Here is a 25,431-nt window from a genome sequence, read left to right as displayed (position 1 = left end):
AGGTCGACCTCGGTGGGTCGCGGGTCAGCGGGCGTCGCCCCGGCCGTGTTCCCAGGCGAGTGCCACCAGGTCGCGGAGCACCTGCTGGTCCACCCTGGCCAGGCTCGACACGTAGAGGCAACCCGTGCCGGTCCTGTGCGGCCCCAGCCTCGCGAGCAGCGCTTCGGCGCCCGGTGTCCCCAGCAGCCCGTAGAGGGTGAGGGCGGAGGCGCGGGGGCTGAAGCCCACCCGGAGGGTGTCGCCCTCGCGGCCGCTGTCGTAGACGTAGTGGTGGTGGCCGTAGCCCACTATCGACGGGCCCCACATGACGGCCGGCTCGTCGGTGACGTCGTCGAAGAGCTCCAGTAGTCGCAGACCGTCGTCCACGCGCCGGGCGGTGGGCAGCCCCTCGATCCACTCCCGCGGGGAGCCGGGCGCCGCGACGTGCGCCGTGTTGTCACTGCGGCCGGTGGCCCGGGGTCGGGCGACCGGGTCGGTGAAGGCCAGTCCCGCCGCCGTCAGCGCGTCGCGCAGCACCCCGAGTTGGGAGGGGCCGATGCCGTGTAGTGCCAGCACGTCCTCCTCGGGCATTCCGTCGAGCTGGCGGAGGTCGGTGATCCCCGCCGCGGCCAGAGCCCGGCCCGCGGGGGCGGACAGTCGGGGCAGGGGCAGCGGTGACTCGTTCATGACGCAGACGCTAGACGCGCGGGGTGGTCCCGCGCACCGGTCGAGACCCGAACGTGACCGGGGGGCGTCGGCGCCGGTGATCCGGCCGCGACATAATAGCGGCATGAGAAGAAACGCATCGCGTGTGTTGGTCGGGCTGACGGCAGCGCTCCTGGCGGCCGGTGCCTCGACGTCCGGCGCGTCGGCCCAGACGCCCTTCGACGTTCCCGCGGAGGCGCGACAGGCCCTCGACCAGGCCCTGGCCGGATCGGCGCAGGCGGACACGGACCTGCGCACCGCCATGGGTGGCTCCCTGGAGTCGGCCGGTATCACCCCTCCGGACGGGTTGGTGCCCCCTCGGCCCGCGCCCCCGGCCCCCGCCGCGCGCCCGACGCCGCCGGACCCGACGCCACCGGACCCGACACCGCAGAGCCCGTGCCCCCGGACCGCGGCCGCGTGCGTGGATCTCGACGGGGATCGCACCTGGCTGCAGGCGGGAGAGCGGTTGAGCTACGGGCCGGTGCGGATGTCCCACGGTATGTCCGGTTGGGAGACGCCGCGGGGGACGTACCAGGTCACACGGAAGGTGCGGCACGACGTCAGCCGGCTGTTCGACAACGCACCGATGCCGTATTCGGTGTACTTCGTGGGCGGGATCGCCTTCCACGAGGGGGACCCGTCGTACGAGTCCCACGGCTGCATCCGGTTGGACCAGCCCGCCGCCGCTACCTACTTCGACCGCCTGCAGGTCGGGGACACCGTGGTGGTGTTCTGACTCGTCACGAGTCCTTGAACAGGCGGGCTTCCGCGCGGTCGGGCAGGAGGTACTCGGCCGACCGTGCCTGCCACGCCGACCCGGCGATCACCAGCACGAAGCCGACCGCGGCGAGGTACGGGCCGTAGGTGACCGACGTGCCCGAGGGCAGCCCCGACAGGAGGGGGTCGGAGGTACCGGTCGAACCGATCAGGACCCAGATGAAGGCGAGGTGGGCGGTCAACACGACGGCGGCGAGGATCGCGTTGGCCAGCGCGAAGAAGCCCAGACGGGTGAACAGCGTGACCGACGCGAGGAACGACAGCACGACCAGGCCGATGAAGTTCACGGGCGCCATGGCGCGCAGGTCCAGTACCTCGGTGAGTCCGAGCCCGGTGATGCCCCCTCCGGCCTCGGTGGCCAGCCAGGGCAGGTACAGGCTGACCAGGGCCAGTGCCAGGCCGACGAAGGCGGTCAGTCCCCCGACGCGGTTGCGCAGGTGGGGGATGATCTTGCTGCCGGTCGGGGTGCGCGCCGACCGGTGTGAGGGGTGGGTGGCGGACGTCGTCTGCGTGCTCATGGCGGGTGCCCCCTGGTCGGACCGGATTCACTGATGTGAACTAAGTCACATTGTATGCGCTGGTGCCGGTGCGTGCCACAAGGGCGTGGTCACCGTGGGGTGCGCATCGATCGCAGGTACTCGGCCGACCACGCCGTCCATGCCGATCCCGCCGTCGTCATCACGAACCCGAGCGCCGCCACGACGGGGCCGAAGGTCACCGTGGCGTCCGCCGGCAGCCCCGACAGGGCCGGTTCCGTCGACCCGGTGGACTCGACGAGGATCCAGACGAACGCCAGATGGCACGCCAGTGCCCCGGCGGCCACCACCCCCGCAGCGGCGGCGAACGCGCCCAGTCGGGTGAAAGCGGTGACCGTCACCAGGAAGAACAGTCCCAGCAACCCGAGGAACAACACCGGGGCGACGCTGCGCACGTCGATGACCTCGGTGATCCCCAGGGCGGAGATCTGCTCGCCCCCGCCGGTCGACAGCCACGGCAGATAGAGGCTGAGCAGCGCCAGGGCCAGACCCGTGAGGGAGGCGGACGCGCCGATCCGGTTCCGGGTGGGCGGGATCATCTTGGTCCGCGCCGGCGTCCTCGTGGGCAGCGGGACCCGGTGGGGTGGGGGCGGTTCGTAAACGGCCATGGCGATCACCCTCTCGGCGAGACGAATTCACGCCTATGTGCTTTGTCACATCATAGTGGCGGGATCTCGCCGACGTGCCGGTCCATGACCTTCGTCGTGGAAGCGGGACTACTAGCGTCGCCGGTTCGTCCGACGCGTGGGCTCGGCGGCCACCGGATCCTCCGGCCACGGATGCCGGGGATAGCGGCCCCGCATCTCCGCCCGCACTCCGGGATAGGCCTCTCTCCAGAAGAACGCCAGGTCGCGGGTGACGGCGAGCGGTCGGCCGGCGGGGGAGAGCAGGTGGACGGTCACCGGGACCCGCCCGTCACAGATCCGGGGCGAGGTGGTCCACCCGAAGCACTCCTGCAGCTTGACCGCGAGCACGGGGGCGGCGTCGGAACCGGGCTCGGGATAGTCCACCCGGTACGACGACGAGCTGGGCACCTCCAGGCGGTCGGGCAGCAACTCGTCGAACCGGGTGGCCTCCGGCCACGGGAGCAGTCGCCGCAGGGCGCGGCCCACGTCGCGTCCCGCCATCCTCCCGCCGCGGGCGAGGGCGTCGATCTCCGGTCCGAGCCACTGGTCCACCCGGTCCGCGAGGGCGTCCCCGGTCACCTCCGGCCAGGGGGCTCCGAGCTCGCGACGGGCCAGTGCCAGCCGGCGCCACAGGCGTAGGGCCTCGTCGTCCGGGTCGAGCGCCGCGAGCCCCCCGGCGCGGACGGCTGCCGCCACGGCCGACGCGGCGGCGGCCGGACCGGGGCGCACGGGCGTCGACGAGAGCTCGATCGCCCCGAGTCGCCGGATCCTGCGGCCCGTCAGTGCGCCGCCGGAGAAGGAGGCGGTCTCGTCGTCGTCGAGGAGCCCCGATGCCGCACGTTCGGCTCCGTCCCGGTCCAGCGCGGCGGCGGCGCGGATCACCGCGCCCGCCTCCCCGGCGGCCCGCCCGGACGCGCGGGCGACCTCGGCCACCGCGAGCCATTCGTGGCCGGTGAGCGCCGACCCGGGTGGCAGGACCGCCCCCGTCCCGGAGGCGAACGTGTACTGCGCGCCCCGGCGGCGCGCGACCCGCCCGGGATGGGCGAGCGCCACGATCAGGCCGACGGCCTCCTCGGCCGGGACCTCGCCGTGTGTTCCCCCGCGCTGTCCGCCACCGGTGTGGACCAGCCGCTCCAGGCGACGCGCCTCACGCTCCCAGGTCGCGGAATCCCCGGCCCGACCGCTGCGCAGCGCACGCAGGTCCGCGACCAGGTCGCCCGCGGGGGAGCGGCGGCCCGAGGCCATCATCGCCACCACCTCGGCGGCCATCCGGCGGCCGACGACCGGGGTCCCGTCGAGCAGCGCCCGGGCGTGCCGCGGGTCGGCGGGTACGCGCGCCAGGTCGCGTCCGCGCCCGGTGGCCCTGCCGCGGGCGTCGAGTGCTCCCAACCCCTGGAGCACATCCTCGGCGCGGGTGATCTCCCCCGACGGCGGCGGGTCGGGCAGCGCCAGTCCCTCGCCCCGCGGTGCGCCCCAGCAGGCCACGTCCAGGGCGAAGGTCGTCAGGTCGGAGGTGGCGATCGACGGCGTGCGGTGTGCGGGCAGTCGCGCGTACTCGTCCTCGGTCAGACAGCGCACGGCCGTTCCGGGGCCGAGGCGGGCGGCGCGGCCGGAGCGCTGCACACAGGAGTCGCGGGAGGCCGAGACCGTCACGAGTCCGGTCATGTCACGCGCCGCGTCCCTGCGGGGTTCGCGGCTCAGGCAGGCGTCCACCACCACGCGCACCCCGGGCACCGTGAGCGAGGACTCCGCGAGATCGGTCGAGACCACCACCCGGGGTAGCGGTCGGGTGCCGTCCCGTCCCGGGCCCCCGCTCCCGGAACCGGAGACCGCCCTGTCCTGCGCCGCCGCGTCGAGACCGCCGTGCAGGGGAAGGACCTCGGCGCGCCCACCCAGCCGGGCGTCCAGCGCCCGCACCACGCGTTCGATCTCGCGGACCCCCGGGAGGAAGACCAGGGTGTCTGCGCCGCCCGCGGTCACCTCGTCGGCCGTCACCGCGGCCACGTGGTCGAGGAACCCGTCGGTCACCCCGCGGGAGTCCAGCCGGGTCACCGGTGGTGGCGCGTACCGGATCTCCAGGGGATGCAGGACGGCCGGGACGTCGACCACCGGAGCCGCGGTCGCCCCCGGGTCGTCCGCTCCGGCACCGCCCAGCAGCCGGGCGAAGCGACCGGCCTCGACGGTCGCGGACATGGCCACCACGGGCAGGTCGTCGCGGAGTTGACGCACCTCGCAGAGCAGCGCCAGGGCGAGGTCGGACTCGACGTCCCGCTCGTGGACCTCGTCGAGCACCACGGCGCCGATCCCGGGTAGGTCGGGGTCGGCGATCAGTCGCCGCACCAGCACCCCCGGCGTCACGAACTCCACGAGGGTGTCCCGGCCCACCCTCGAGTCCCCGCGCACGGAGTAGCCGACCACCGCGCCGGGTTCCGTCCCGGTCAGCGTCGCCAGGCGCCGCGCCGCCGAGCGTGCGGCCACCCGTCGGGGCTGGGTGACGACGACCCGACCCGCGATCCCGTCCGTCGACGCGACCGCCGGCGGGGCGAGAGTGGTCTTGCCGGTGCCGGGCGGGGCCTGGACCACCGCGGTGCCCGTCGTCTCCAGGGCCTCGCGCAGGGCGGGCAGCGCGGCGGCGAACGGCAGGCCGCGCCCGATGCGTTCCAGATCGAACGGGCTCATACCGTCGACCCGCCCACCTGTGCCATGGTCACGACCCTAGTGGCCGGTCCAGCGGTGCACCTGTTCCCGGCGTTCGCTGTCGGCGTACACGGATTCGCAATGATTGTCCGACCTGCCGCGTTGAACCCTGGTGAAGGTCCGGGCACTGCTCCTGCGGTGCCCAGCGTCAGACCGGGCCACTACAGTGGTGAAAACCCGAGGAATGTGAGGTAGCACGATGTTCGAACGGTTTACCGACCGCGCGCGTCGCGTCGTCGTCCTGGCCCAGGAAGAGGCCCGGATGCTCAACCACAATTACATCGGCACCGAGCACATCCTGCTGGGTCTCATCCACGAGGGCGAGGGAGTGGCCGCCAAGGCCCTCGAGTCCCTCGGGATCTCGCTGGAAGCGGTGCGGAGTCAGGTCGAGGAGATCATCGGCCAGGGCCAGCAGGCGCCCAGCGGGCACATCCCGTTCACGCCGCGGGCCAAGAAGGTGCTGGAGCTGAGCCTGCGCGAGGCGCTGCAGCTCGGCCACAACTACATCGGCACCGAGCACATCCTGCTCGGCCTCATCCGTGAGGGCGAGGGCGTGGCCGCCCAGGTGCTGGTCAAGCTCGGAGCGGACCTCACACGGGTCCGTCAGCAGGTCATCCAGCTGCTCTCGGGTTACCAGGGCAAGGAGGCCGAGGCCACGGGTGCGCCCGCGGGAGCCGGTGGGCGGGAGTCCGGGACGCCGTCGTCGTCGACGGTCCTGGACCAGTTCGGCCGTAACCTCACGCAGGCCGCCATGGAGGGCAAGCTCGATCCGGTCGTCGGTCGCGCCAAGGAGGTGGAGCGCATCATGCAGGTGCTCTCCCGGCGTACCAAGAACAACCCCGTCCTGATCGGCGAGCCCGGCGTGGGCAAGACCGCCGTCGTCGAGGGGCTGGCGCAGTCCATCGTCAACAACGAGGTCCCCGAGACCCTCAAGGACAAGCAGGTCTACTCGCTCGACCTGGGCTCGCTCGTGGCCGGTTCGCGTTACCGCGGTGACTTCGAGGAGCGCCTCAAGAAGGTGCTCAAGGAGATCAACCAGCGCGGCGACATCATCCTGTTCATCGACGAGATCCACACGCTCGTCGGTGCGGGTGCCGCCGAGGGCGCGATCGACGCCGCGTCGATCCTCAAGCCCAAGCTGGCCCGTGGCGAGTTGCAGACCATCGGCGCCACCACGCTCGAGGAGTACCGCAAGCACATCGAGAAGGACGCGGCTCTCGAGCGTCGTTTCCAGCCGGTGCAGGTCCCCGAGCCCAACGTGGAGCTGTCCATCGAGATCCTCAAGGGGCTGCGGGACCGCTACGAGGCGCATCACCGCGTCACCATCACCGACGCGGCGCTGGCCGCGGCCGCGCAGTTGGCGGACCGCTACATCAACGACCGCTTCCTGCCGGACAAGGCGATCGACCTCATCGACGAGGCCGGTGCGCGCATGCGCATCAAGCGGATGACCGCTCCGCCGGACCTGCGCGAGTTCGACGAGAAGATCGCGGAGGCCCGTCGCGAGAAGGAGTCCGCGATCGACGCGCAGGACTTCGAGAAGGCCGCCGGCCTGCGCGACACGGAGAAGAAGCTCATCGCCGAGCGCTCGGAGCGCGAGAAGCAGTGGCGTGCGGGCGACATGGACGTGGCCGCCGTGGTCGACGAGGAGCAGATCGCCGAGGTCCTGGGGAACTGGACCGGCATCCCCGTGTTCAAGCTCACCGAGGAGGAGACCACGCGTCTGCTCCGCATGGAGGAGGAGCTGCACAAGCGGATCATCGGTCAGGAGGAGGCCATCAAGGCCGTCTCCCGTGCGATCCGCCGTACGCGCGCCGGGCTCAAGGACCCCAAGCGTCCGTCGGGATCGTTCATCTTCGCCGGCCCCTCGGGTGTCGGTAAGACCGAGCTGTCCAAGTCGCTGGCCAACTTCCTGTTCGGTGAGGATGACGCCCTCATCCAGATCGACATGGGCGAGTACCACGACCGCTTCACCGCCTCGCGTCTCTTCGGTGCACCCCCCGGGTACGTCGGTTACGAGGAGGGCGGCCAGCTCACGGAGAAGGTGCGGCGCAAGCCGTTCTCCGTGGTCCTGTTCGACGAGATCGAGAAGGCCCACTCGGAGATCTACAACACGCTCCTCCAGGTGCTCGAGGATGGTCGTCTCACCGACGGTCAGGGCCGCATGGTGGACTTCAAGAACACCGTGTTGATCTTCACCTCCAACCTCGGGACCAGGGACATCTCCAAGGCGGTCGGGATGGGCTTCCAGTCCTCCGACAACACCGAGGACGCCTACGAGCGGATGAAGCAGAAGGTCAACGACGAGCTCAAGAAGCACTTCCGGCCCGAGTTCCTCAACCGCATCGACGAGATCGTGGTGTTCCACCAGCTCACCCGCGACCAGATCGTCCAGATGGTCGACCTCATGGTGAGCCGCGTCGGCGTGGCCCTCAAGGGCAAGGACATGGACATCGAGGTCTCGGATCGGGCCAAGGAGCTCCTGGCCAAGCGCGGGTTCGACCCGGTCCTGGGCGCCCGGCCCCTGCGTCGCACGATCCAGCGCGAGATCGAGGACACGCTCTCCGAGAAGATCCTCTTCGGAGAGGTCGCGGCAGGCGAGCTGATCAAGGTCGACGTCGAGGGCTGGGACGGGGAGTCCGACAACACCGAGGACGCCAAGTTCACGTTCACGGGCGCACCCCGCCCGGAGGCCGACTCCCGCGAGGGCGAGGAGATCACCGCGAGTGTCGCTCCCACCGGAGAGGCCGGTCCCGGCGATTCGCTCCCGCCGAGCTCGGGAGGCTTCGGTGGCGGCACCCCCGGCGGCCCCGCGGGGAGTGGTGGGGCGGCCCCCGCCACCACCTGACCCGGTCGCGACGGGTGCCCCGGCACCGCGCCTGACACGACGAACGGCCCCCGCCACTGGCGGGGGCCGTTCGTCGTGTGCGGGACTCTCGCCCGCCGCCCCGCCGCCCCGCCTCCAGGGCTTGCGCGGCCAGATTGCCCGGTTCCCTCGGGGTTGAGCGGCGGGAATGGACCATAGCGGCCGCGCAAGTCGGGGGACGGCCGCGCAAGTCGGGGGCGGCAGCGTGGATCGGGCCGGGGCGGGCCGCGTAGGTCGCCCGGGTCGGTCGTCTAGGAGGTGATCCCGGACCAGATGGTGGCGATCGCCGCCCAGCCGACCATTCCCACGGTGGAGTAGAGCGTCGCCCACATGAGTCCACCCACGGTCACCGCGGGCAGGTACCGGGTCAGCGGCATGCGGGTGAACCCGGCGCTGAAGTTGATCGCCGTCTGCACGCCCACGGTGAGGAAGGACAGCGGCACGGCGATCACTCCGTACCGCGCGGACAGTCGCTGGGCCCGCTGCATGGTGGGTCCCTCGAGCCGGTGGGCGAACCTCCGGCTGAGTCTGCCGCCCCGGAGCGCGCCCCGGCCCAGCCAGTAGGTCGCGTTGGCGCGCAGCATCACTATGACGAAGAGCGTTCCGAAGGCGATGACGAACGGTTGCTCCGAGATCCGGTCCATGGGGGCGGGACGCCGGTGGGGGAGCGGGTCAGGAGGAGGGCTTGACGTCCAGCACGACGTCGAACTCCAGCAGGTTCGCGCCCTCGGCGACCGGCTTGCCGTGCTGGCCCGCGTGGGCGGTGCGGGCGTCCCCGTCGCGCCAGGCGGCGAAGGACTCCTCGTCCTCCCAGGTGGTCACGACGAAGTACCGGGTCTCTCCGCCGGTGGGGCGCAGCAGCTGGAAGCCGAGGAACCCGGGGGAGTTCTCCACGGTGTGCGCGCGCTCGGCGAAGCGGCGCTCCAGCTCGGCGCCGGCCTGCGGCGGGACGTTGAGGGCATTGATCTTCACGACGGCCATGTAGGTGAGCCTACGCTTTGGTACCGAGGTCCCGGCTGGTCAACCCGGCAGGGAGTACAGGTCCCCGCTGCGCACCATCAGCCCGTCGGCCACCAACGAGTCGAGTGCACGCTCGCGCTGGACCGCGTCGGGCCACACGGCGTCCAATCGGACCCGGTCGGCCGCACCGTCACCGTCTCGCAGGACGTCGAGGAGCAGGCCGCGGACCTGCCTGTCGGTCCCGGCGAACGTCTGGGCCCGGCGCCGGGGTCCGTCCCACGCAGGTTTCCCGGCGGCCACCCACGCGCACGAGGAGGCGAGCGGGCAGTCCTCGCACCGCGGCCCGCGTGCGGTGCAGACCAGTGCGCCCAGCTCCATCAGTGCCACCGAGAAGGCGACCGCGCGATCGCGGTCCTCGGGCAGCAGTGCGTCGACGGCCGAGAGGTCACGCCTGGTGGACGGCGGACCGGCCTCGGCCGAGCCCCCCACCGCCCGCGCGACCACCCGGCGCACGTTGGTATCGACCACCGGGACGCGCTGCCCGTGGGCGAAGCACGCCACAGCCCGGGCGGTGTAGTCGCCGACGCCGGGGAGGGCGAGGAGGTCGTCGACGTCGGTGGGGACCCTGCCGCCGTGCCGGTCGACGACGGCGAGGGCGCACTCCTTCAGCCGGAGCGCGCGGCGGGGATAGCCGAGCTTGCCCCACATCCGGATCACCTCGGCGGCCGGGGCCGCGGCGAGCTCGGCCGGGCCGGGCCACCGCTCGAGCCATTCCCGCCAGACCGGTTCGACCCGCGACACGGGGGTCTGTTGGCTCATGACCTCGCAGAGCAGGATCTCCCACGCGCCCACGTCCGCCCCGCGCCAGGGCAGCGGCCGGCCCGCGCGGTCGAACCAGGCCAGCAGGGCGGCGGTGTCGACGGAGGTCACCGTGGCTCCGTCGGAGCGGAGTGTGCACAATATGAGTCATGCCTCATACCGATCCCATCAAGGCCTGGGCCTCGCTCCGCGACGGCAACCATCGATTCGTCGGCGGTCAGATGCGTCATCCCAGCCAGAATACCGAGCGACGGGAGAAGCTCGTCGCGGCGCAGAACCCCAAGGCCGTGCTGTTCGGCTGCTCGGACTCGCGGGTCGCCGCCGAGATCATCTTCGACCAGGGGCTGGGCGACCTGTTCGTGATCCGGACGGCGGGCCACATCAGTGACTCGGCGGTGCTCGGGTCGATCGAGTACGCGGTCCACGTGCTCGACACCCCGCTCATCGTGGTGCTGGGTCACGACAGTTGCGGCGCCGTCAAGGCGACGGTCGACGCGTTGAACACCGGCGAGATCCCTCCGGGCTTCCTCCGCGACGTGGTGGAGAAGGTCTCGCCGTCGATCCTCAACGGGCGTCGCGAGGGGCTCGACACCATCGACGACTTCGAGGCCCGCCACGTCCTGGAGACGGGTGAACTCCTGCAGCAGCGGTCGAAGATCATCAGCGACCGGATCGAGGCGGGCCGACTCGCCATCGTCGGCGTCACCTACAAGCTCTCCGACGGGCGTGCGTATCTGCGCAGCGTGGTGGGCGATGTCGAGGACACGCCGCACGGACCGGGTGAGGAGATGATCGCGGTCTAGGGACACGCCGCGAGGGGGATCCTGCGCGGGCCCACCCCGGCTCTAGAGTTGGGCCCGTGCACGAACCCCAGGGCTCCCTACCGCGCGAGGTCTATGTGCGGCGCCGCGTCGCCGCTGTCGGCGTCGCGGTCGTCGCCGTCCTGGTAGTGGTGCTCGCGCTGTTCCTGGCGTCGCGGGACAGCGGCACGGACACCCAGGAGACGGCGGCGGGCGGCGACGCCGGGTCGGCGGAAGCGGCCACGACCTCGGAGACGACGACGAGTGAGACCACCTCCCGCGACGACGGCGGGGCCTCGCGGGGCCGGTGCGCGGACGAGGACCTGAGCCTGGAGGTCTGGTCCGCCGAGCCCAACGTCGCGGTGGGTGAGGACGTGCGGTTCTTCGTCAACATCCTCAACACCTCGGACGCCACGTGTGACCGAGACCTGGCCGAGGCCCCGTTGTCGTTCGAGGTCTACCGCCTCGACACCAACGTCAAGGTGTGGTCGAGCATCGACTGCACCACCCCCCGCGACGAGGACGAGGTGGAGTTGCGCCCCGGCGAGCCGGAGCCCCGCCAGATCGACTGGACCGGTCGTCGGTCCGCTGAGGGCGCCTGCTCGGAGGCCGACCGGACGCCCGTCGAGGTCGGCGCCTACCAGGTGTACGCACTGGTCGGGAACGTCTTCAGCCCGGCCTCCACCTTCAACGTGGTCGAGGACGACTGACTCCCGCGTCCGGCCCCTAGGTCGATCCCAGGCCGGTGAGCCACTGCCGGACGTGCCGGGCCCACAGGGCGCCGACCCCTTCCACATCGGCGAAGTCCGCCTGTTCCGCGGCCAGCAGTGCGGGCACGGAGCCGAACCGCTCGACCAGGGCGGAGATCTGCACGGGCCGGAGCCTGGGGATGTGGGCGAGCATCCGGTGCCCTCGCGCGGTGACGTGCTCGTCGAGGTCCTCCGGCTCCGCGGGCAGGCCGAGGCAGCGTGCCACGGGGCCGGGCAGGAGGAGATCGGCGTCGGTGAGGGCGGCGAGGCGCTCGAGTCCCGTCGTCACCTGGTCGGCCGTCGGGACCGCGCTCGCGCCGGCGGGATCCACGACGAGGTGGTCGGCGACGAGGCCCCACAGCTCGTCCGGGGTGTCGGCCAGTAGTTCCTCCAGCTGGAGGGTGGTCTGCCGCCCGTACTCGCCCATCTCCACGGTGAGCTCGGCGAGCTCGGTCCCCAGGCGCTCCAGGCGGATCAGACGCTGGGCCATGGTCAGGACGTCGCGGACCGAGGCGTAGCCGCCGATCTCGGCGCGGTCGAGCCGGGTACGGGCCCGGGCGGTGCGGGCGCTGTGGCGTTCCATGGTGGCGACGGTCTGGTCCGCGCGGGCCAGCAGGACCACGGGGTCGACGAGGACGCGGGCCTGCCCACCCGCGTAGACGGTCACGGTGGTCATCGAGGCGGAGACCGCGACCGACGGGACGCCGGTGTGCAACGCGGTGCGCTCGGCCGCCCGGTGCCGGGTCCCGGTCTCCACCGCCGGGAGCGTGGGATCGGGGACCAGGTGGACGTTGGCGCGGGTGATGCGCTCGCCGTCCGTGGACAGGACGACGGCGCCGTCCATCTTGCTCAGTTCACGCAGACGGGCGGGGGTGAACTCGACGTCGAGCGCGACTCCGCCGTCGCAGATCTCCCGGACGGCGGGGTCGTCTCCCAGGACGACGAGGCCACCGGTCCCGCTCCGGCGGATCCGGTCCAGCGCGTCACGGAGGGGCGTGCCCGGGGCGAGACGCCGGAGCACGGCGCGCACGGCCGCGCCGACGGGGGGTCCGTCGGCCGCGCGGGCGGACAGGGCGGACGTCTCAGTGCCCCTCGGAGTGGGTCTCGACCGGACGGGTGTACTCGTCGCTGGCCGGGACCTCGGAGATCACGGCCGCGGCCATGTCGATCTGGTCCCCGTTGGAGAAGGAGACGGTGGCGGGAACCGACGTGCCGACGTTCAGGTCATCCGCACCGGGCAGGGTGGCGGTCGTCCGCTCGACGCAGAGATCGTCGGTGGCCGGGGACGGGGTGGCCTCGGGGTCCGCCGAGACGATCAGGGAGCACCCGCGCTGCAGGGGCTGGGTCTCGCCGATCTGCGCCTCGATCCCGTCGATCTCGACCCGGTCCAGGGAGATCTCGTCACCCGGGCCGGAGCCGGTGAAAGAGGCGGCGAAACCGAGCCGGGCCTCGCCGGACTCGGGCTGGACCACCACGAGGTCGTTGACGTAGAGCTCGCCGACCGACCCCTGTCCACCGTCCACCGCGGCGACCTGGCCGGCCGTCTGCGAGATCTGGCCGGCGCCACACGCCGAGACGCCGAGGGAGGCGCCCACGGCCAGGACGACAAGCGCGGTGCGGCGCAGGCCGGTGTTCGGTGAAGTCACGTCAGGCTCCTCGTGGGGATGGTCGCTTCCAGGCGGGTCTCATCGTAGTCCACGCCCGGTCGTGACCGGCGCCAGAGTGTGTCCCTCGCGCACCCCGCAAACCTCGGCCAGCCCGATCGGGTTGCTGACCTGCGTAAACGTATAACCCCAGGACTGAGGGCGTGCTAAGATGTGTCAGTCGAAAGGGGAAAGCCACTCATGGAGTTCAAGGTTGGCGACACCGTCGTCTACCCGCATCACGGCGCTGCGAGCATTCAGGCGATCGAGATGCGGACGGTCAAGGGCACCGAGAAGGAATACCTCGTCCTCAAGGTTTCACAGGGCGACCTCACGGTCCGGGTACCGGCCGAGAACGCCGAGTACGTGGGAGTGCGCGACGTGGTGGACGAGGCGGGGCTGGACAAGGTCTTCGATGTCCTGCGCACCGAGCACGCGGAGGAGCCCACCAACTGGTCGCGCCGCTACAAGGCGAACGGCGAGAAGTTGGCGTCGGGTGACGTGAACAAGGTCGCCGAGGTCGTCCGCGACCTGTGGCGTCGTGATCTCGACCGCGGCCTGTCCGCCGGCGAGAAGCGCATGCTGGCCAAGGCGCGGCAGGTGCTGGTCGGCGAGCTCGCGCTGGCCGACCGTGCCGACGAGCACCGTGCGGACGAACTGCTCGAACAGGTCCTGGCCGCCGCGGCCGCACCGGCCTGACACGATCCGGCAGGTGACAGAGCACGAGTCGAGTGGCCACCCCGCCCCCACGGGCAGGGTGGCCGCCGTCGTTCCCGCGGCCGGGGCCGGCGTCCGGCTGGGGGCCGGTGTGCCCAAGGCGTTCGTCGGACTCGACGGTCGGACGATGCTGGAGCGGGCGGTCGCGGGACTGCTGGACTCCGGGGTCGTCGACGACGTGGTGGCGGTGGTCCCCGAGGAGCGCGTGTCCGAGACGGAGTCGATGCTGGCCCCGCTCCGGACGGGCGACCACCTCGTCGTCGTCACCACGGGCGGCACGCAGCGCACCGACTCGGTCCGTAACGGACTCGCGGCCCTGGCCTCCACCCGTGCCACGTCCGGCGCGGGCGGGTACGACGTCCTCCTGGTGCACGACGCGGCGCGGTGTCTCACACCCCCCGGGCCCGTGCGCCGCGTCGTCCGCGCCGTCCGAGAGGGGGAGGTGGCGGTGATACCCGTGCTCCCGGTGGTGGACACCGTCAAGCAGGTCGACGACGACGGCCACGTGGTCGGCACCCCCGACCGTGCGGCACTGCGCGCGGTCCAGACACCTCAGGGCTTCGCACCCGAGGTGCTGCTGGCGGCCTACTCCGCGGCCGGTGACGCCGCCACCGACGACGCCGGCCTCGTCGAACGGCTCGGGCGTCGCGTGGCTACCGTCGACGGCGACGAGCTCGCGTTCAAGATCACCACGCCCGCCGACCACGTCCGCGCGCTGACAGAACTCGCGGCGACCGAACTCGCAGGAGGACCCGTGACCGGACCCGTGATCCCCCGCGTGGGCCTCGGCACCGATGCCCACCAGGTGCAGCCGGGCAAGCCCTGCATGATGGCCTGTCTGCACTTCCCGGACGACGCCGGCTGCGAGGGGCACTCCGACGGCGACGTGGTGGCCCACGCCCTGGTGGACGCCCTGCTCTCCGCCGCGGGCCTGGGCGACCTCGGCGCCCTGGTCGGCACCGGCCGCCCCGAGTACGACGACGTCTCCGGCGAGCAGCTGCTCCGCGAGGCGGTGGCGGAACTCACCGGGCACGGGTGGGCGATCGGCAACGCCGCCGTGCAGATGGTCGGGAACCGGCCCAAGATGGGCCCGCGGCGGCTCGAGGCGCAGGACAGGCTCTCGGCGATCATCGGGGCGCCGGTCTCGGTCTCGGCCACCACGACCGACGGTATGGGCTTCACCGGCCGCGGCGAGGGGGTCTCCGCTGTGGCGACGGCTCTGGTGTACCGGGCCTGACCGGTAGACTCGGTCCCCGTGACGCTCCACCTGTACGACACCGCCACCCGCTCCCTCCGGGAGTTCACCCCTGTCCGGGAGGGGCACGCGTCCGTCTACCTCTGTGGAGCCACCCCCCAGGCGGTCCCGCACATCGGTCACGTCCGGTCCGGTGTCGCCTTCGACGTCCTGCGCCGGTGGCTGCTGGCGACCGGGTACGACGTGGCGTTCGTGCGCAACGTCACCGACATCGACGACAAGATCCTGACCAAGGCCACGGAGAACGAGCGGCCGTGGTGGGAGTGGGCCGCCACCCACGAGCGCGAGTTCACCCGGGCCTACGACGCCCTCGGTGTGTTGCCGCCGTCCACCGAGCCGCGGGCGACCGGGCACATCACCCAGATGATCGAGTACATGGAGCGGCTCATCGAGCGCGGCTTCGCGTACCCGGCGGAGGGCAGCGTCTACTTCGACGTGGCCGCCTGGTCGACCGCGCCGGAGGGCGACTACGGGCACCTGTCGGGCCACCGACTCGACGAGGTGGACCAGGGCGAATCAGCAGACCTTCGGGGCAAGCGTGATTCGCGGGACTTCGCGCTGTGGAAGGCCGCCAAACCCGGGGAGCCCAGCTGGCCCACCCCGTGGGGCGACGGTCGGCCCGGCTGGCACCTGGAGTGCTCCGCCATGGCCACCTGGTACCTGGGCGGCACCTTCGACATCCACGGGGGCGGTCTGGATCTGCAGTTCCCGCACCACGAGAACGAGGCGGCCCAGTCCCACGCGGCCGGTGACGGTTTCGCCCGGTACTGGCTGCACAACGGCTGGGTCACCATGGCCGGGGAGAAGATGAGCAAATCGCTGGGCAACGTCCTCAGCGTGCCCAACATCCTCACCACGGTGCGTCCGGTCGAACTGCGCTACTACCTGGGCAGCGCACACTACCGCTCGATGCTGGAGTACTCGCCCGAGGCGCTGCAGGAGGCGGCCGCCGGGTACCGGCGGATCGAGGCCTTCGTGCGGCGCGCGGCCGAGGCGGTCGGGCCCGGTGACGAGATGCCCGTCGGTGGCTGGACCGACGGCTTCGCCGCGGCGATGGACGACGACCTCGGTGTCCCCGCCGCCCTGGCCGAGATCCACGGCCGGGTACGCGCGGGGAACACCGCCCTGGCGTCCGGGGACGTCGGGGCGGCGCTGGCCGCGGCGTCGGCCGTCCGGGCCATGACCGCGGTGCTGGGCGTGGATCCCCTCGACCCACAGTGGGCGGCCGACAGCGGCGCGGACGACGCGGCCACCACAGCGCTCGACTCGCTCGTGCGGGCAGAACTCGAGGCGCGCGACACCGCGCGCCGGACCAAGGACTTCGCCACCGCCGACGCCATCAGGGACCGCCTGGTGGCGGCCGGCGTCGAGGTGGCAGATACCGCGGACGGCCACAAGTGGTCGCTCGCCAACCGGAAGGACTGACATGGCTGGCAATTCGGCCCGACGCGGAGCGATCCGCAAATCAGGCACCAAGAAGGGCCAGGTCGTCGGGTCCGGCGGCCAGCGTCGTCGGGGTCTCGAGCCCCGCGGCGCCACCCCCAAGGCCGAGGACCGCACGTACCACTCGGCGCACCGCAAGGCCAAGACCGCCACGCGAAAGGCGGAGACGACGCAACAGCGCCGTCGGTACGCGCAGAAGCAGGCGGACGGGCCGGAGTACGTGGTGGGCCGCAACCCGGTGGTGGAGTGCCTGCGCGCCGGTGTCCCCGCGACGGCGCTGTACGTGGCCGTCGGCTCGGACGCGGACGAGCGGTTGACCGAGGCCGTCCACCTCGCCGCCAACAAGGGGATCTCGATCCTCGAGGTCCCGAAGACCGACCTCGACCGCATGGTGTCGAACGGCATGCACCAGGGGATCGGGCTGCAGGTGCCGCCGTACCAGTACACGGACCCGAACGAGCTGCTGAACATCGCGACGGGGTCGTCCGAGCCGGCGCTGCTCGTGGCCCTGGACAACATCACGGACACCCGCAACCTCGGGGCCGTCATCCGTTCGGTCGCCGCCTTCGGCGGGCACGGCGTCCTGATCCCCGAGCGACGCAGCGCGTCCATCACGGCGGTCGCGTGGCGCGCCTCGGCCGGCGCCGCGGCCCGGTTGCCCGTCGCGCGAGCGACCAACCTCAACCGCACGCTGCTCGACTGGGCCAAGTCCGGGGTGCAGCTCGTGGGGTTGGACGCCGACGGCGACACCACCCTGGACACCTACGACGGCACCGGCCCCACGGTCGTGGTGGTGGGTTCCGAGGGCAAGGGCCTGTCGCGGCTCGTGCGGGAGAACTGCGATTCGATCCTGTCCATCCCGATATCCGGGGGAGTGGAGAGCCTCAACGCCTCCGTCGCGGCCGGTGTGGTGCTCTCGGAGTTCGCGCGCCAGCGACGCGTCGCGAAGTAGCGGCCACCTCGGGACCCGGTCACGACCGCGGTCGGCGGGGCGACCGGCAGCGGTCGAACGTCGCTCGCGCGTACTCCCACGTCTCCTCGCCGTAGTACAGGTGGCCGACGACCATGTACAGCCCGGCGAAGCGTTGATAGGTCCAGGCCCGGTCGAGGACGTCCGCCCCGACCTGCCCTGCCCCGACCTGCCCTGCATAGTGCGCCAGCACCTCGTCGACGAAGAGCGGTCCGTATTCGTACAGTTCGGCGAAGTCGACGGCCGGGTCGCCGAGGCACATGTCGGTGAAGTCGATCAGACCCAGTCGGCCGGGACCCGGGCCCCGCTCCCAGTACAGGTGACGCACGTAGACGTCGTTGTGTAGGAACACCCGCGGCAGCAGCCTGGACTGCAGTGCCGCGACCTCGTCGCAGATCTCGTTCGCCGTGCGCATCTCGTCGTCGGTGAACACCGCGGGGAGGTCATTGGCCACGATCCCCCGCACGAAGTCCAGGTTCTCGGGTTGGTAGGAGTCCGGGACCAGGTCCAGCGGCGGCGCGGTGGTGTCCATGGCGTGCATCGTCCCCAGCAGCGCCCCGAGCTGGGCCGCGACCGAGGTCCGCTCCGTCGACGGCAGCGAGTGCAGCAGTCCGGGGGTCAGGCGCTCCCCGCGCACCAGGGGGTATCCGGCGAACCCCCCGGTCGCCGGGACGTGGGTGTAGCGGGGTGTCGCGGCGTCGACGCGGGGGGCCAGGTGCTCGAGGACCGCGATCTCGGCGGGGAGCTGCGCGAGCGCCTGCTCTTCCGTCGGGAACCGGAACACCAGTTCCGGGTGTCCGAGGGAGTCCACGCCACTGCACCCGTGGCACCTGACCACCACGTGGTCCCAGCCCTCGTCGATCCGCGTGACGGCCCCCCACTCCAGGGTGGGGAACGCCGTCCGGATCGCGTCGACCTCGGCGGAACTGTCGGTGTGGGGGTCGCGGTGCACGCACCAGACGCTAGCGTCGAACCGCCGCGAACGCCCGACATGCCAGGTAGATGACGAACGAGATGGTGGTGACGAACACCGAGACCGGCACCCCGGGGGCGAGCGAGAGGAGCATCCCCCCGACCGCGGCGATCTCGGCGAACAGGATCGTCAGGGCGATCGCCCGCCCCGGGCTGGAGGTGACCGCGGCGGCAGCGGCGGCCGGTGTGATGAGCAGCGAGAGCACCAGCAGTGCGCCCACCACCTGCACGGCCTGCGCGGCCGCCAACCCCACCAGTACCGCGAAGATCATGTTGATGGCCCGCACGGGCACCCCTCGTGCCTCGGCGACCTCGGGATCGGCGGAGGAGAAGACCAGTGGCCGGTAGAGGGCGATCAGAGTGACGCAGATGATCACCGCGACCACCGCCATCTGGATGATGCCGTGTTCGGACACGCCCACGATCTGCCCGGTGAGCAGCGAGAAGCTGGTCCCCGACCGTCCGGGGTAGAGGTGGATGAACAGCACCGCCATGCCGAGACCGAACGCCAGGACGACCCCGATCGAACTGTCGCGCTGCGAGGCCCGGGAGCCCATCAGCCCGAACATCAGCGCGGCCACCACGGAGCCCAGGATCGCGCCCAGGCCGAGGTTCGCGCCGAACAGCAGGGCCGCGGCGGCGCCGGTGAGGGCGAGCTCGCTGGCGCCGTGCACGGAGAACGACATCTGCCGCATCACGATGAACGGGCCGATCGCGCCGGCCAGCAGTCCCAGCAGCGCGATCGCGATCAGTCCGTAGAGCACGAAGTCCTGCTGCAGGAGCTGTGCGGTGACCTCGGTGTCGGCGATGGATCCGGCGATCTCGAGAAGGCGGTCCATCAGTGCGCTCCGTGTCCGGGATGGGTGTCCTCGTGGTGGTGGTGCCCGGTCGACCAGGGTTCTGCGCACAGGTGCTGGGTGTCGCCCACCACGATGATCTGGCCACGCACCCGCAGGACCTCGACGGGCGAGGCGTAGAGGTCGGACATGACCTCGGAGGTGAACACCTCGTCGGGGGTGCCGATGCGGTGGCGCCCGTCGACCAGGTAGATGATCCGGTCGACCATCGGCAACACCGGGTTGATCTCGTGGGTCACAAAGACGACGGCGGTGCCGTGCTCGCGGCGCCGGTGGTCGAGCACGGAGGCGACGGTGCGTTGGCCGGCCAGGTCCAGGCTCAGCAGCGGTTCGTCGCACAGCATGACGCACGGGTCGCAGGCGATGGCCTGGGCCACCCGGACGCGTTGTTGCTCTCCTCCGGACATCCGCCCGAGGGGCTGGTCCGCGAGCTTCCCCGCCTCGAGTCGCGCCAGGGCGTCGTCGACGACCTGCCGCTTGCCCGCGCGCCGGGACGGCCGGCCCGGCCCCCATCGGGTGCCGTCGATGCCCAGTCCCACCAGGTCGCGACCGCGCAGGGTGATGCCCGGGTCGAACGCCTTCTGCTGGGGCACGTACCCGAGGTGCGTACCCCGGTCACCGGGGGCGCGGCCGTCGACGAGCACGTACCCGGTGTCGGGCGCGATCTCGCCGAGCAGCACCTTGAGCAGGGTGGTCTTGCCGGCGCCGTTGGGGCCGAGGACCGCGATGAACTCGCCGGCGTCGACCTCGAGGTCGAGGTCGCGGATGAGGGTACGCCCTCCGCGCGAGACCGTCACGGACTCCAGGGAGACGACGGGCCCGGGGCCGGGGGCGCCGCGTGAGTGGGTGGACACCGGGTCAGTGCCCACCGTCGGAGACCGGGGTCGCGCCCTGGAGTGCCGAGGAGAGGGAGTCGACGATGTCCGTCATCCAGCTGGTGTAGTCCGCGTCCTCGGGGAGGGTCTCGGCGAGGTCGACGACCGCGACGTCGGCCGACTCGGCCGCCTCGCGGACACGGGCGGTCACCGCGGTCTCGGTCTGGGTGTTGAACGCCAGGAAGGCCACCCGTGACTCGTCGATCAGATCGAGTGTGGCGGAGAGGTCGGCGGCGGACGGGTCGGTGTCGTCCTCCACGGAGGCCAGGAATCCGCTCGGGGTCAGGTCGACCATGTGGGCGGCGTCGAACAGGTGGGCGCCGATCCGCTCGGTCTGCGCGTAGGGGAAGTGCCCGCGGTCGTGGATCTCGTCGATCTGCTCCTCGAGCGGTGTCAGGCCGTCGGCGAAGCGCCGGGCGTTGTCCCGGTACTCCTCGGCGTTCGCCTCGTCGATCTCCGCGAGCTCCTCCGCCACCCGTTCCGCCACGGCCGCGGCGGTGGGCAGGCTGAACCAGACGTGTTCGTTGGTCTCGGAATCGTGGCCGTGGGCCTCGTCGTCGTGCACCTCCCCGTGCTCGTCGTCGTGGTCATCGCCGTGCTCCTCGCTCTCCTCCCCGTGCGAGTGCTCGGCGATGGTCTCACCGGTCACCCGCGCGTACTCGTCGACCGCACGCACCACGGGCACGTCGGCCGCGTTGCCCAGGGCCCGGTCCACGAAGGAGTCGTACCCGGCACCGTTGTAGACCACCAGGTCCGCGTCCGTGACGGCTGCCGCGTCGGCCGGGCTCGCCTCGTACGAGTGCGGGTCGGCGGCCGCGTCGGAGATCACCGATTCGACGGTCGCGTTCCCGCCGGCGACCTGCTCGGCGATGTCGGCGTAGACGGTGGTGGAGGCCACGATGGTCGGGCCCGCCGGTGCCCCGGCGTTCTCGTCGGCGGTGTCGTCGCCCCCTCCGCACGCGGTGAGGACGGCGCCGGTGACGAGGGCGGCCGCGGTGAGGGCGGCTGCCCTGGTCAGACGGTGGTGACGGGGGAGGGGGGATGACGACATCGCGAGTACCGCTCTCGTAGCAATGGGAACCGTTGTCGATAAGTGTAGGGTGATGCCCTCTCCCGGGGGCGAATCCGGGGTGGCTTACCGGTCAGGAGCGCAGGTCGGCGAGGTGTGTGAGGAGTCCGACCACCGCGGGTATCCCGGGTACTCGGTAGTCGGCCAGCGTGCGGCCGTCGCCGACCTTGACCCCGACGTCCTGGCTCCGCAACCGGGCGAATCCGCGCTCGTCGGTCACGTCGTCGCCGATGAACACGGCGACCTGCGCCCCGGTCTGCTCGACCAGTCTCTCGATCGCGGCGCCCTTGCTGGCCTCGCGGACGGCGATCTCCACGACGTTCTTCCCCTCGGTCACGAACACCCCGTCGAGGGCGGCCGGCCCGGCCATCGCCTCGGACATCGCCCGCGCGCGCAGGTCCGGGTCCTCGACCGGCCGGACGTGCAGTACCGCGGCGGTCGGCTTGGACTCGACGTGCGCCCCGGGGGTGCGGGAGACGATCTCCTCGAGATCGGAACCCACGCGGGCCAGCAGCGCCACCTCGTCGTCATCCAGTGGCGTGTCGAAACCGCCCTCCCACTCCGAGCCGTGGCTGCCCACCAGGACCACCGGGGTGTCCGCGCCGCTCACCTGTGCCAGTGCGGCGCGGTTGCGGCCGGACAGCAGGGCGACGGTGGTCCGGGGCAGGGCGGCGAGGCGTTCGAGTGCGGCGACGGCACCGGGGGCCGGTACGGCGCGCGTCGGGTCGTCGACGAACGGCGCCAGTGTGCCGTCGTAGTCGCAGGCGATCACGAGGGCGGGTGCCTGCGCGGCCCGTCGCAGTGCCTCGGAGAGTTCGGGGGACAGGCCGTCGTCTGTGGTCATGGCTCCCAGGTTAGGAGGCGGGCCCGTCGGCCGGTCGTGATGTGGGGATCCGGGCGGAACGGTCGCGGCGAGGGGGCGTTGACGGGACGGCGACCCGATGTAGGATTGTCGACAATCTGACGGAAGGTACCCGGATGACCTTTACCCTGACGGCCCTGGAACTCGTCGAGTGCTTCCGCGACGGCGCGCTCTCACCGGTCGACGCCGCGACGGACGCGCTGGAGGCGATCGACCGGATCGACGGCGAGATCAACGCCTTCTGCCACCTCGACCGCGAGGCGACGCTCGGCGCCGCCCGCTCGGCCGAGGACCGGTACCGCCGGGGTGAGCCGCTCAGCCCCATCGACGGCGTCCCCACGTCGATCAAGGACATCTTCCACACGCGCGGAGTGCCGACCCTCCGCGGTTCGCGCCTGCTCGCCGACAAGCCGGGATCCGCCGATCCCGGGTCGTGGCCGGACGACGCCCCGGTCACCTCCGCGGTGCACGAGGCCGGCTGCGTGGTGATCGGCAAGACCACCACCCCGGAGTTCGCGTGGAAGGGGGTCACCGACAACACGCTCACCGGGATCACCCGGAACCCGCACGACACGGCCCTCACGCCGGGCGGCTCCAGTGGCGGGGCCGCCGCCGCCGTCGCCGCCGGGCTCGGCCAGCTCGCCCTCGGTACCGACGGCGGCGGCTCGGTCCGGATCCCCGCCGCGTTCTGCGGGATCGTCGCGCTCAAACCCACCTACGGCGTGATCCCCATGTTCCCGTCGAGCCCGTTCGGCACCCTCGCCCACGCCGGCCCGATGACCCGCACCGTGGCCGACACCGCGGCGTTCATGGACGCGTTGCTCCGCCCGGATCCGCGGGACTGGTCGGCGGTGCCGGCCCGGGCCACGACCCCCGGACCGGGGGGCTATCTCGCGGCGGCCACCGTGGACGTCCGCGGGGATCGTCCGCTCGAGGGGCTCCGCGTGGCGTACAGCCCCGACCTGGGCTTCGGGACCAACGACCCCGAGGTGGAGCGCGAGGTCGCCCGGTCGGTCGGCGTCCTCGAGGCACTGGGGGCGCGGGTCGACACGGTCGACCCCGGCGTCACCGATCCCGCCGACGCCTTCCACGTGCTGTGGTTCGCGGGACTGGCGGCGGTCCTGGCGCCTCACGGCCCGGACGCGGTCCGGCACGTCGACCCGTCGATGCGTGAGGCGCTCGGCCGGTACCACGACCACTCCGCCGCCGACTATCTCGATGCGGTGGCGGTCCGGATGGCACTGGGCGCGCGGATGGCGGACTTCCACCAGCACTACGACATCCTGGTCACACCCACCACCCCGATCCCCGCCTTCGCCACCGGATCGGACGTCCCCCCCGGGTGGCACAGCCCCGACTGGACCTCGTGGACCCCGTACACCTACCCGTTCAACATGACCCAGCAGCCGGCGCTGAGCCTCCCCTGCGGCACGACCGACGCGGGGCTGCCGGTCGGGCTCCAGGTGGTGGGCGCCAGGTTCTCCGACAGGCTCGTCGTGCGGGTCGGTGCCGCCCTCGAGGCCGCACTCGGCCGGGTGGTCCCCACCCCGCGGGTCCACGCGGGCGGCGCAGCGGGCTCGGGGGGATGACGGTGGCCGGACCGGACCCCGGTCTGGACCCCGTCGTCCGGGAGTCGACCCCCGCGCTCATCGCACGCACCCTCCGCCGCGCGATCTCCGACGGCATCTTCGCGCCCGGGACGCAGCTCGGCGAGGCCGGACTGGCGAGATCGCTCGGGGTGAGCCGCGGACCTCTGCGGGAGGCCATGCAGCGGTTGACGCAGGAGGGGCTGCTGGTCTCGCACCGCAACCGCGGGCTGTTCGTGTCGGACCTCTCAGCCGAGGCGGTCGAGGACATGTACCTGCTCCGGACGACCGTCGAGACCGCCGCGCTCGGCCGGGTGCTCGACCTGGGCCTGGGCCCCGTCACCGCGGACGCGCTCGACGCCGCCGTCGACGCCATGGCCGCCCTCGCCGACGAACCGCGGTCTGAGGCCATGGTGGGGGCGGATCTGGACTTCCACCACGTTCTGGTCGAGGCGGCCCGGAGCCCTCGCCTGTCGAGGGTCCACGAGACCGTCCTGGTCGAGACGAGCATGTGCCTGCACGCCATGCGCGGCACCTATTCGGACGCCGCGTCCAGACTCGCCGAACACCGCGCTATCGCCGACGCCGTCCGTGCCGGAGACGCGGATCGCTCCAGGACCCTGCTGGTCGAGCACATGAGGGACGGCCTCGACCGGGTCCGCGAGCGGGGAGGGGCCCGGTGAGCGGTGTGTTACGGCGAGGTCACGCTTGGCGCGTTAGGTGATGGACCCGGACGATTCGGCCATACGGTCGAGAGACCGTTAACTTCTACCCGACGGAGGCACGATGAGCACCACCATCTCGCGAAGGCAACTATTCAGGGGAGCGCTGGCTCTGGGCGGAGTGGTCGCGGTGGGTGGATCCCTCGCCGCGTGCTCCACCACGGACACCGGTGGCCCCGAGGCGGGCGGGGGCGGCGGCCTCCTCGAGCGGGCCCGGCAACAGGGCCTGCGGATCGCCATCGGCAACGAGCCGCCCTACACCGAGCTCGCGCCGGACGGCACCGTCACCGGGGCGGAGCCGGATGTCGTCAGGGCGGTCGCCGCCCGGATGGGGATCGACCAGGTCGAGGGCATCGTCTCCGGCTACGACGCGATGATCCCCGGGCTCAAGGCCAACCGGTGGGACACCATCGCCGCGGGGTTGTTCATGAAGCAGTCCCGCTGCAGCGAGGTCGCCTACGCCTCGCCCGTGATCGTCTCCACCGAGTCCTTCGGTGTGCGGCCGGGCAACCCGGAGAACATCACGACCATCGCCGACGTCCTGGAGCGGCCGGACCTGCGCGTGGGTGTGGTCCCCGGCGGGTTCGAACAGGGCATCCTCGAGACCGCAGGGGTCGGAGCGGACCAGATCATCAACGTCACCGACGCCCGGGGCGGGGCCGACGCGCTCGGAGCCGACCGGATCGACGCCTTCCTCCTGCCCACACTGTCCCTGCGCGAGCTCGACGGCGTGGAGGTGACCGAGCCCATCGAGGACGCCCCCAGCACGGGGTCCTCGGCGGCGTTCCGGCCCGAGGACCAGGACTTCCTCGACGCGTACAACACCGAGCTCGAGGCGTTCAAGACCGAGCCCGAGTTCGCCGAGATCCTGGAGAAGTGGGGGTTCGACCCCACGGTCGTCGAGGGCGTGACGACCGAGGAACTCTGCGCCGTCGACGGCTGATCC

General features: G+C 71.9%; 25 protein-coding genes and 1 pseudogene. 12 read left to right on the top strand and 14 right to left on the bottom strand.

Features of this window, described 5'->3' with window-relative positions:
- Positions 1–24 precede the first annotated feature (24 nt).
- Positions 25–666: a helix-hairpin-helix domain-containing protein gene (locus NJE57_RS09045; RefSeq protein WP_319028069.1), complete on the bottom strand. Its 642-nt coding sequence runs from the start codon at positions 664–666 to the stop codon at positions 25–27.
- A gap of 103 nt (positions 667–769) precedes the next feature.
- Here NJE57_RS09045 and NJE57_RS09040 point away from each other — a divergent pair, with 103 nt between their 5' ends.
- Entirely contained in the window at positions 770–1,420 is a 651-nt protein-coding gene (locus NJE57_RS09040; protein WP_319028068.1) for a L,D-transpeptidase, read from the top strand.
- Positions 1,421–1,424: 4 nt separating this feature from the next.
- Here NJE57_RS09040 and NJE57_RS09035 read toward each other — a convergent pair whose 3' ends face one another.
- From NJE57_RS09035 to hrpB, 3 genes are all read right to left on the bottom strand, one after another.
- Positions 1,425–1,979: a hypothetical protein gene (locus NJE57_RS09035; RefSeq protein WP_319028067.1), complete on the bottom strand. Its 555-nt coding sequence runs from the start codon at positions 1,977–1,979 to the stop codon at positions 1,425–1,427.
- Between the two features lie 89 nt (positions 1,980–2,068).
- Positions 2,069–2,605 (bottom strand): hypothetical protein, encoded by a 537-nt coding sequence (locus tag NJE57_RS09030; RefSeq protein WP_319028066.1) that lies wholly within the window; start codon positions 2,603–2,605, stop codon positions 2,069–2,071.
- A 111-nt stretch (positions 2,606–2,716) separates the two neighbouring features.
- Positions 2,717–5,302, bottom strand: coding sequence for an ATP-dependent helicase HrpB (hrpB, locus tag NJE57_RS09025; RefSeq protein ID WP_319028065.1), 2,586 nt, complete (start codon positions 5,300–5,302; stop codon positions 2,717–2,719).
- 217 nt (positions 5,303–5,519) lie between these two features.
- Between hrpB and NJE57_RS09020 the strand changes: the two genes are divergently transcribed.
- On the top strand, positions 5,520–8,168 hold the full coding sequence (locus tag NJE57_RS09020) for an ATP-dependent Clp protease ATP-binding subunit (RefSeq protein ID WP_319028064.1): 2,649 nt from the start codon (positions 5,520–5,522) through the stop codon (positions 8,166–8,168).
- 269 nt (positions 8,169–8,437) lie between these two features.
- Here NJE57_RS09020 and NJE57_RS09015 read toward each other — a convergent pair whose 3' ends face one another.
- Genes NJE57_RS09015 through NJE57_RS09005 form a run of 3 tightly spaced genes read right to left on the bottom strand, consistent with a single transcriptional unit; the run spans position 8,438 to position 10,076 of the window.
- Positions 8,438–8,830: a DedA family protein gene (locus tag NJE57_RS09015; protein ID WP_319028063.1), complete on the bottom strand. Its 393-nt coding sequence runs from the start codon at positions 8,828–8,830 to the stop codon at positions 8,438–8,440.
- Positions 8,831–8,858: 28 nt separating this feature from the next.
- The gene (locus NJE57_RS09010; protein WP_319028061.1) at positions 8,859–9,167 is read right to left on the bottom strand and encodes an antibiotic biosynthesis monooxygenase; all 309 of its coding nucleotides are present in this window, start codon (positions 9,165–9,167) and stop codon (positions 8,859–8,861) included.
- Positions 9,168–9,206: 39 nt separating this feature from the next.
- Positions 9,207–10,076 (bottom strand): A/G-specific adenine glycosylase, encoded by an 870-nt coding sequence (locus NJE57_RS09005; RefSeq protein WP_319028059.1) that lies wholly within the window; start codon positions 10,074–10,076, stop codon positions 9,207–9,209.
- A 38-nt stretch (positions 10,077–10,114) separates the two neighbouring features.
- Between NJE57_RS09005 and NJE57_RS09000 the strand changes: the two genes are divergently transcribed.
- Positions 10,115–10,768 carry a carbonic anhydrase gene (locus tag NJE57_RS09000; protein WP_319028058.1) on the top strand — a complete coding sequence of 218 codons (654 nt, stop codon included), beginning with the start codon at positions 10,115–10,117 and terminating at the stop codon, positions 10,766–10,768.
- A gap of 56 nt (positions 10,769–10,824) precedes the next feature.
- Complete coding sequence (locus NJE57_RS08995; RefSeq protein ID WP_319028057.1) at positions 10,825–11,475, top strand: hypothetical protein; 651 nt, start codon at positions 10,825–10,827, stop codon at positions 11,473–11,475.
- Between the two features lie 16 nt (positions 11,476–11,491).
- Here NJE57_RS08995 and disA read toward each other — a convergent pair whose 3' ends face one another.
- On the bottom strand, positions 11,492–12,544 hold the full coding sequence (gene disA, locus NJE57_RS08990) for a DNA integrity scanning diadenylate cyclase DisA (RefSeq protein WP_319028056.1): 1,053 nt from the start codon (positions 12,542–12,544) through the stop codon (positions 11,492–11,494).
- A gap of 52 nt (positions 12,545–12,596) precedes the next feature.
- A complete protein-coding gene (locus tag NJE57_RS08985) occupies positions 12,597–13,160 on the bottom strand; it encodes a hypothetical protein (protein ID WP_319028055.1) in 564 nt (187 codons plus the stop codon).
- 198 nt (positions 13,161–13,358) lie between these two features.
- On the opposite strand from NJE57_RS08985, the gene NJE57_RS08980 reads away from it, so the two are divergent.
- From NJE57_RS08980 to rlmB, 5 genes and pseudogenes are all read left to right on the top strand, one after another.
- Entirely contained in the window at positions 13,359–13,856 is a 498-nt protein-coding gene (locus NJE57_RS08980) for a CarD family transcriptional regulator (RefSeq protein WP_179524504.1), read from the top strand.
- 13 nt (positions 13,857–13,869) lie between these two features.
- Positions 13,870–14,607: pseudogene (ispD, locus tag NJE57_RS08975) on the top strand (2-C-methyl-D-erythritol 4-phosphate cytidylyltransferase); the annotation flags it as partial.
- A gap of 21 nt (positions 14,608–14,628) precedes the next feature.
- Entirely contained in the window at positions 14,629–15,111 is a 483-nt protein-coding gene (gene ispF / locus NJE57_RS08970; protein ID WP_319028246.1) for a 2-C-methyl-D-erythritol 2,4-cyclodiphosphate synthase, read from the top strand.
- 18 nt (positions 15,112–15,129) lie between these two features.
- Positions 15,130–16,554: a cysteine--tRNA ligase gene (gene cysS / locus NJE57_RS08965; protein ID WP_319028054.1), complete on the top strand. Its 1,425-nt coding sequence runs from the start codon at positions 15,130–15,132 to the stop codon at positions 16,552–16,554.
- Position 16,555: 1 nt separating this feature from the next.
- Complete coding sequence (gene rlmB, locus NJE57_RS08960) at positions 16,556–17,524, top strand: 23S rRNA (guanosine(2251)-2'-O)-methyltransferase RlmB (protein WP_319028053.1); 969 nt, start codon at positions 16,556–16,558, stop codon at positions 17,522–17,524.
- Between the two features lie 19 nt (positions 17,525–17,543).
- Here rlmB and NJE57_RS08955 read toward each other — a convergent pair whose 3' ends face one another.
- The 5 genes from NJE57_RS08955 to otsB form a co-directional block, all read right to left on the bottom strand.
- A complete protein-coding gene (locus NJE57_RS08955; protein ID WP_319028052.1) occupies positions 17,544–18,494 on the bottom strand; it encodes an aminoglycoside phosphotransferase family protein in 951 nt (316 codons plus the stop codon).
- A 10-nt stretch (positions 18,495–18,504) separates the two neighbouring features.
- Entirely contained in the window at positions 18,505–19,353 is an 849-nt protein-coding gene (locus NJE57_RS08950; protein ID WP_319028051.1) for a metal ABC transporter permease, read from the bottom strand.
- Positions 19,353–20,225: a metal ABC transporter ATP-binding protein gene (locus NJE57_RS08945; RefSeq protein ID WP_413464389.1), complete on the bottom strand. Its 873-nt coding sequence runs from the start codon at positions 20,223–20,225 to the stop codon at positions 19,353–19,355. Before NJE57_RS08945 ends, NJE57_RS08950 begins: the two co-directional genes overlap by 1 nt.
- Before the next feature lie 4 nt (positions 20,226–20,229).
- The gene (locus tag NJE57_RS08940; RefSeq protein WP_319028050.1) at positions 20,230–21,297 is read right to left on the bottom strand and encodes a metal ABC transporter solute-binding protein, Zn/Mn family; all 1,068 of its coding nucleotides are present in this window, start codon (positions 21,295–21,297) and stop codon (positions 20,230–20,232) included.
- A gap of 91 nt (positions 21,298–21,388) precedes the next feature.
- Entirely contained in the window at positions 21,389–22,159 is a 771-nt protein-coding gene (gene otsB, locus NJE57_RS08935; protein ID WP_319028049.1) for a trehalose-phosphatase, read from the bottom strand.
- A 134-nt stretch (positions 22,160–22,293) separates the two neighbouring features.
- Here otsB and NJE57_RS08930 point away from each other — a divergent pair, with 134 nt between their 5' ends.
- The 3 genes from NJE57_RS08930 to ehuB all read left to right on the top strand — a co-directional run bounded on the left by NJE57_RS08930 (position 22,294) and on the right by ehuB (position 25,428).
- Positions 22,294–23,766, top strand: coding sequence for an amidase (locus tag NJE57_RS08930; protein WP_319028048.1), 1,473 nt, complete (start codon positions 22,294–22,296; stop codon positions 23,764–23,766).
- Complete coding sequence (locus NJE57_RS08925; RefSeq protein ID WP_319028047.1) at positions 23,763–24,446, top strand: GntR family transcriptional regulator; 684 nt, start codon at positions 23,763–23,765, stop codon at positions 24,444–24,446. Before NJE57_RS08930 ends, NJE57_RS08925 begins: the two co-directional genes overlap by 4 nt.
- A gap of 103 nt (positions 24,447–24,549) precedes the next feature.
- Positions 24,550–25,428, top strand: coding sequence for an ectoine/hydroxyectoine ABC transporter substrate-binding protein EhuB (gene ehuB / locus NJE57_RS08920; protein WP_319028046.1), 879 nt, complete (start codon positions 24,550–24,552; stop codon positions 25,426–25,428).
- Positions 25,429–25,431: the final 3 nt, after the last annotated feature.

It is taken from the genome of Dietzia sp. PP-33 (genome assembly GCF_033790845.1).
In the GTDB taxonomy this organism is placed as follows: Bacteria; Actinomycetota; Actinomycetes; order Mycobacteriales; family Mycobacteriaceae; genus Dietzia.
This window is presented reverse-complemented; position numbering and strand designations above follow the sequence as displayed.

Bases quoted from the DNA above. Each gene is read 5' to 3' on its own strand.
- NJE57_RS09045 (WP_319028069.1), bottom strand. From the start codon at position 666: ATGAACGAGTCACCGCTGCCCCTGCCCCGACTGTCCGCCCCCGCGGGC.
- NJE57_RS09040 (WP_319028068.1), top strand. From the start codon at position 770: ATGAGAAGAAACGCATCGCGTGTGTTGGTCGGGCTGACGGCAGCGCTC.
- NJE57_RS09035 (WP_319028067.1), bottom strand. From the start codon at position 1,979: ATGAGCACGCAGACGACGTCCGCCACCCACCCCTCACACCGGTCGGCG.
- NJE57_RS09030 (WP_319028066.1), bottom strand. From the start codon at position 2,605: ATGGCCGTTTACGAACCGCCCCCACCCCACCGGGTCCCGCTGCCCACG.
- hrpB (WP_319028065.1), bottom strand. From the start codon at position 5,302: ATGAGCCCGTTCGATCTGGAACGCATCGGGCGCGGCCTGCCGTTCGCC.
- NJE57_RS09020 (WP_319028064.1), top strand. From the start codon at position 5,520: ATGTTCGAACGGTTTACCGACCGCGCGCGTCGCGTCGTCGTCCTGGCC.
- NJE57_RS09015 (WP_319028063.1), bottom strand. From the start codon at position 8,830: ATGGACCGGATCTCGGAGCAACCGTTCGTCATCGCCTTCGGAACGCTC.
- NJE57_RS09010 (WP_319028061.1), bottom strand. From the start codon at position 9,167: ATGGCCGTCGTGAAGATCAATGCCCTCAACGTCCCGCCGCAGGCCGGC.
- NJE57_RS09000 (WP_319028058.1), top strand. From the start codon at position 10,115: ATGCCTCATACCGATCCCATCAAGGCCTGGGCCTCGCTCCGCGACGGC.
- NJE57_RS08980 (WP_179524504.1), top strand. From the start codon at position 13,359: ATGGAGTTCAAGGTTGGCGACACCGTCGTCTACCCGCATCACGGCGCT.
- rlmB (WP_319028053.1), top strand. From the start codon at position 16,556: ATGGCTGGCAATTCGGCCCGACGCGGAGCGATCCGCAAATCAGGCACC.
- NJE57_RS08950 (WP_319028051.1), bottom strand. From the start codon at position 19,353: ATGGACCGCCTTCTCGAGATCGCCGGATCCATCGCCGACACCGAGGTC.
- NJE57_RS08940 (WP_319028050.1), bottom strand. From the start codon at position 21,297: ATGTCGTCATCCCCCCTCCCCCGTCACCACCGTCTGACCAGGGCAGCC.
- otsB (WP_319028049.1), bottom strand. From the start codon at position 22,159: ATGACCACAGACGACGGCCTGTCCCCCGAACTCTCCGAGGCACTGCGA.
- NJE57_RS08930 (WP_319028048.1), top strand. From the start codon at position 22,294: ATGACCTTTACCCTGACGGCCCTGGAACTCGTCGAGTGCTTCCGCGAC.
- NJE57_RS08925 (WP_319028047.1), top strand. From the start codon at position 23,763: ATGACGGTGGCCGGACCGGACCCCGGTCTGGACCCCGTCGTCCGGGAG.
- ehuB (WP_319028046.1), top strand. From the start codon at position 24,550: ATGAGCACCACCATCTCGCGAAGGCAACTATTCAGGGGAGCGCTGGCT.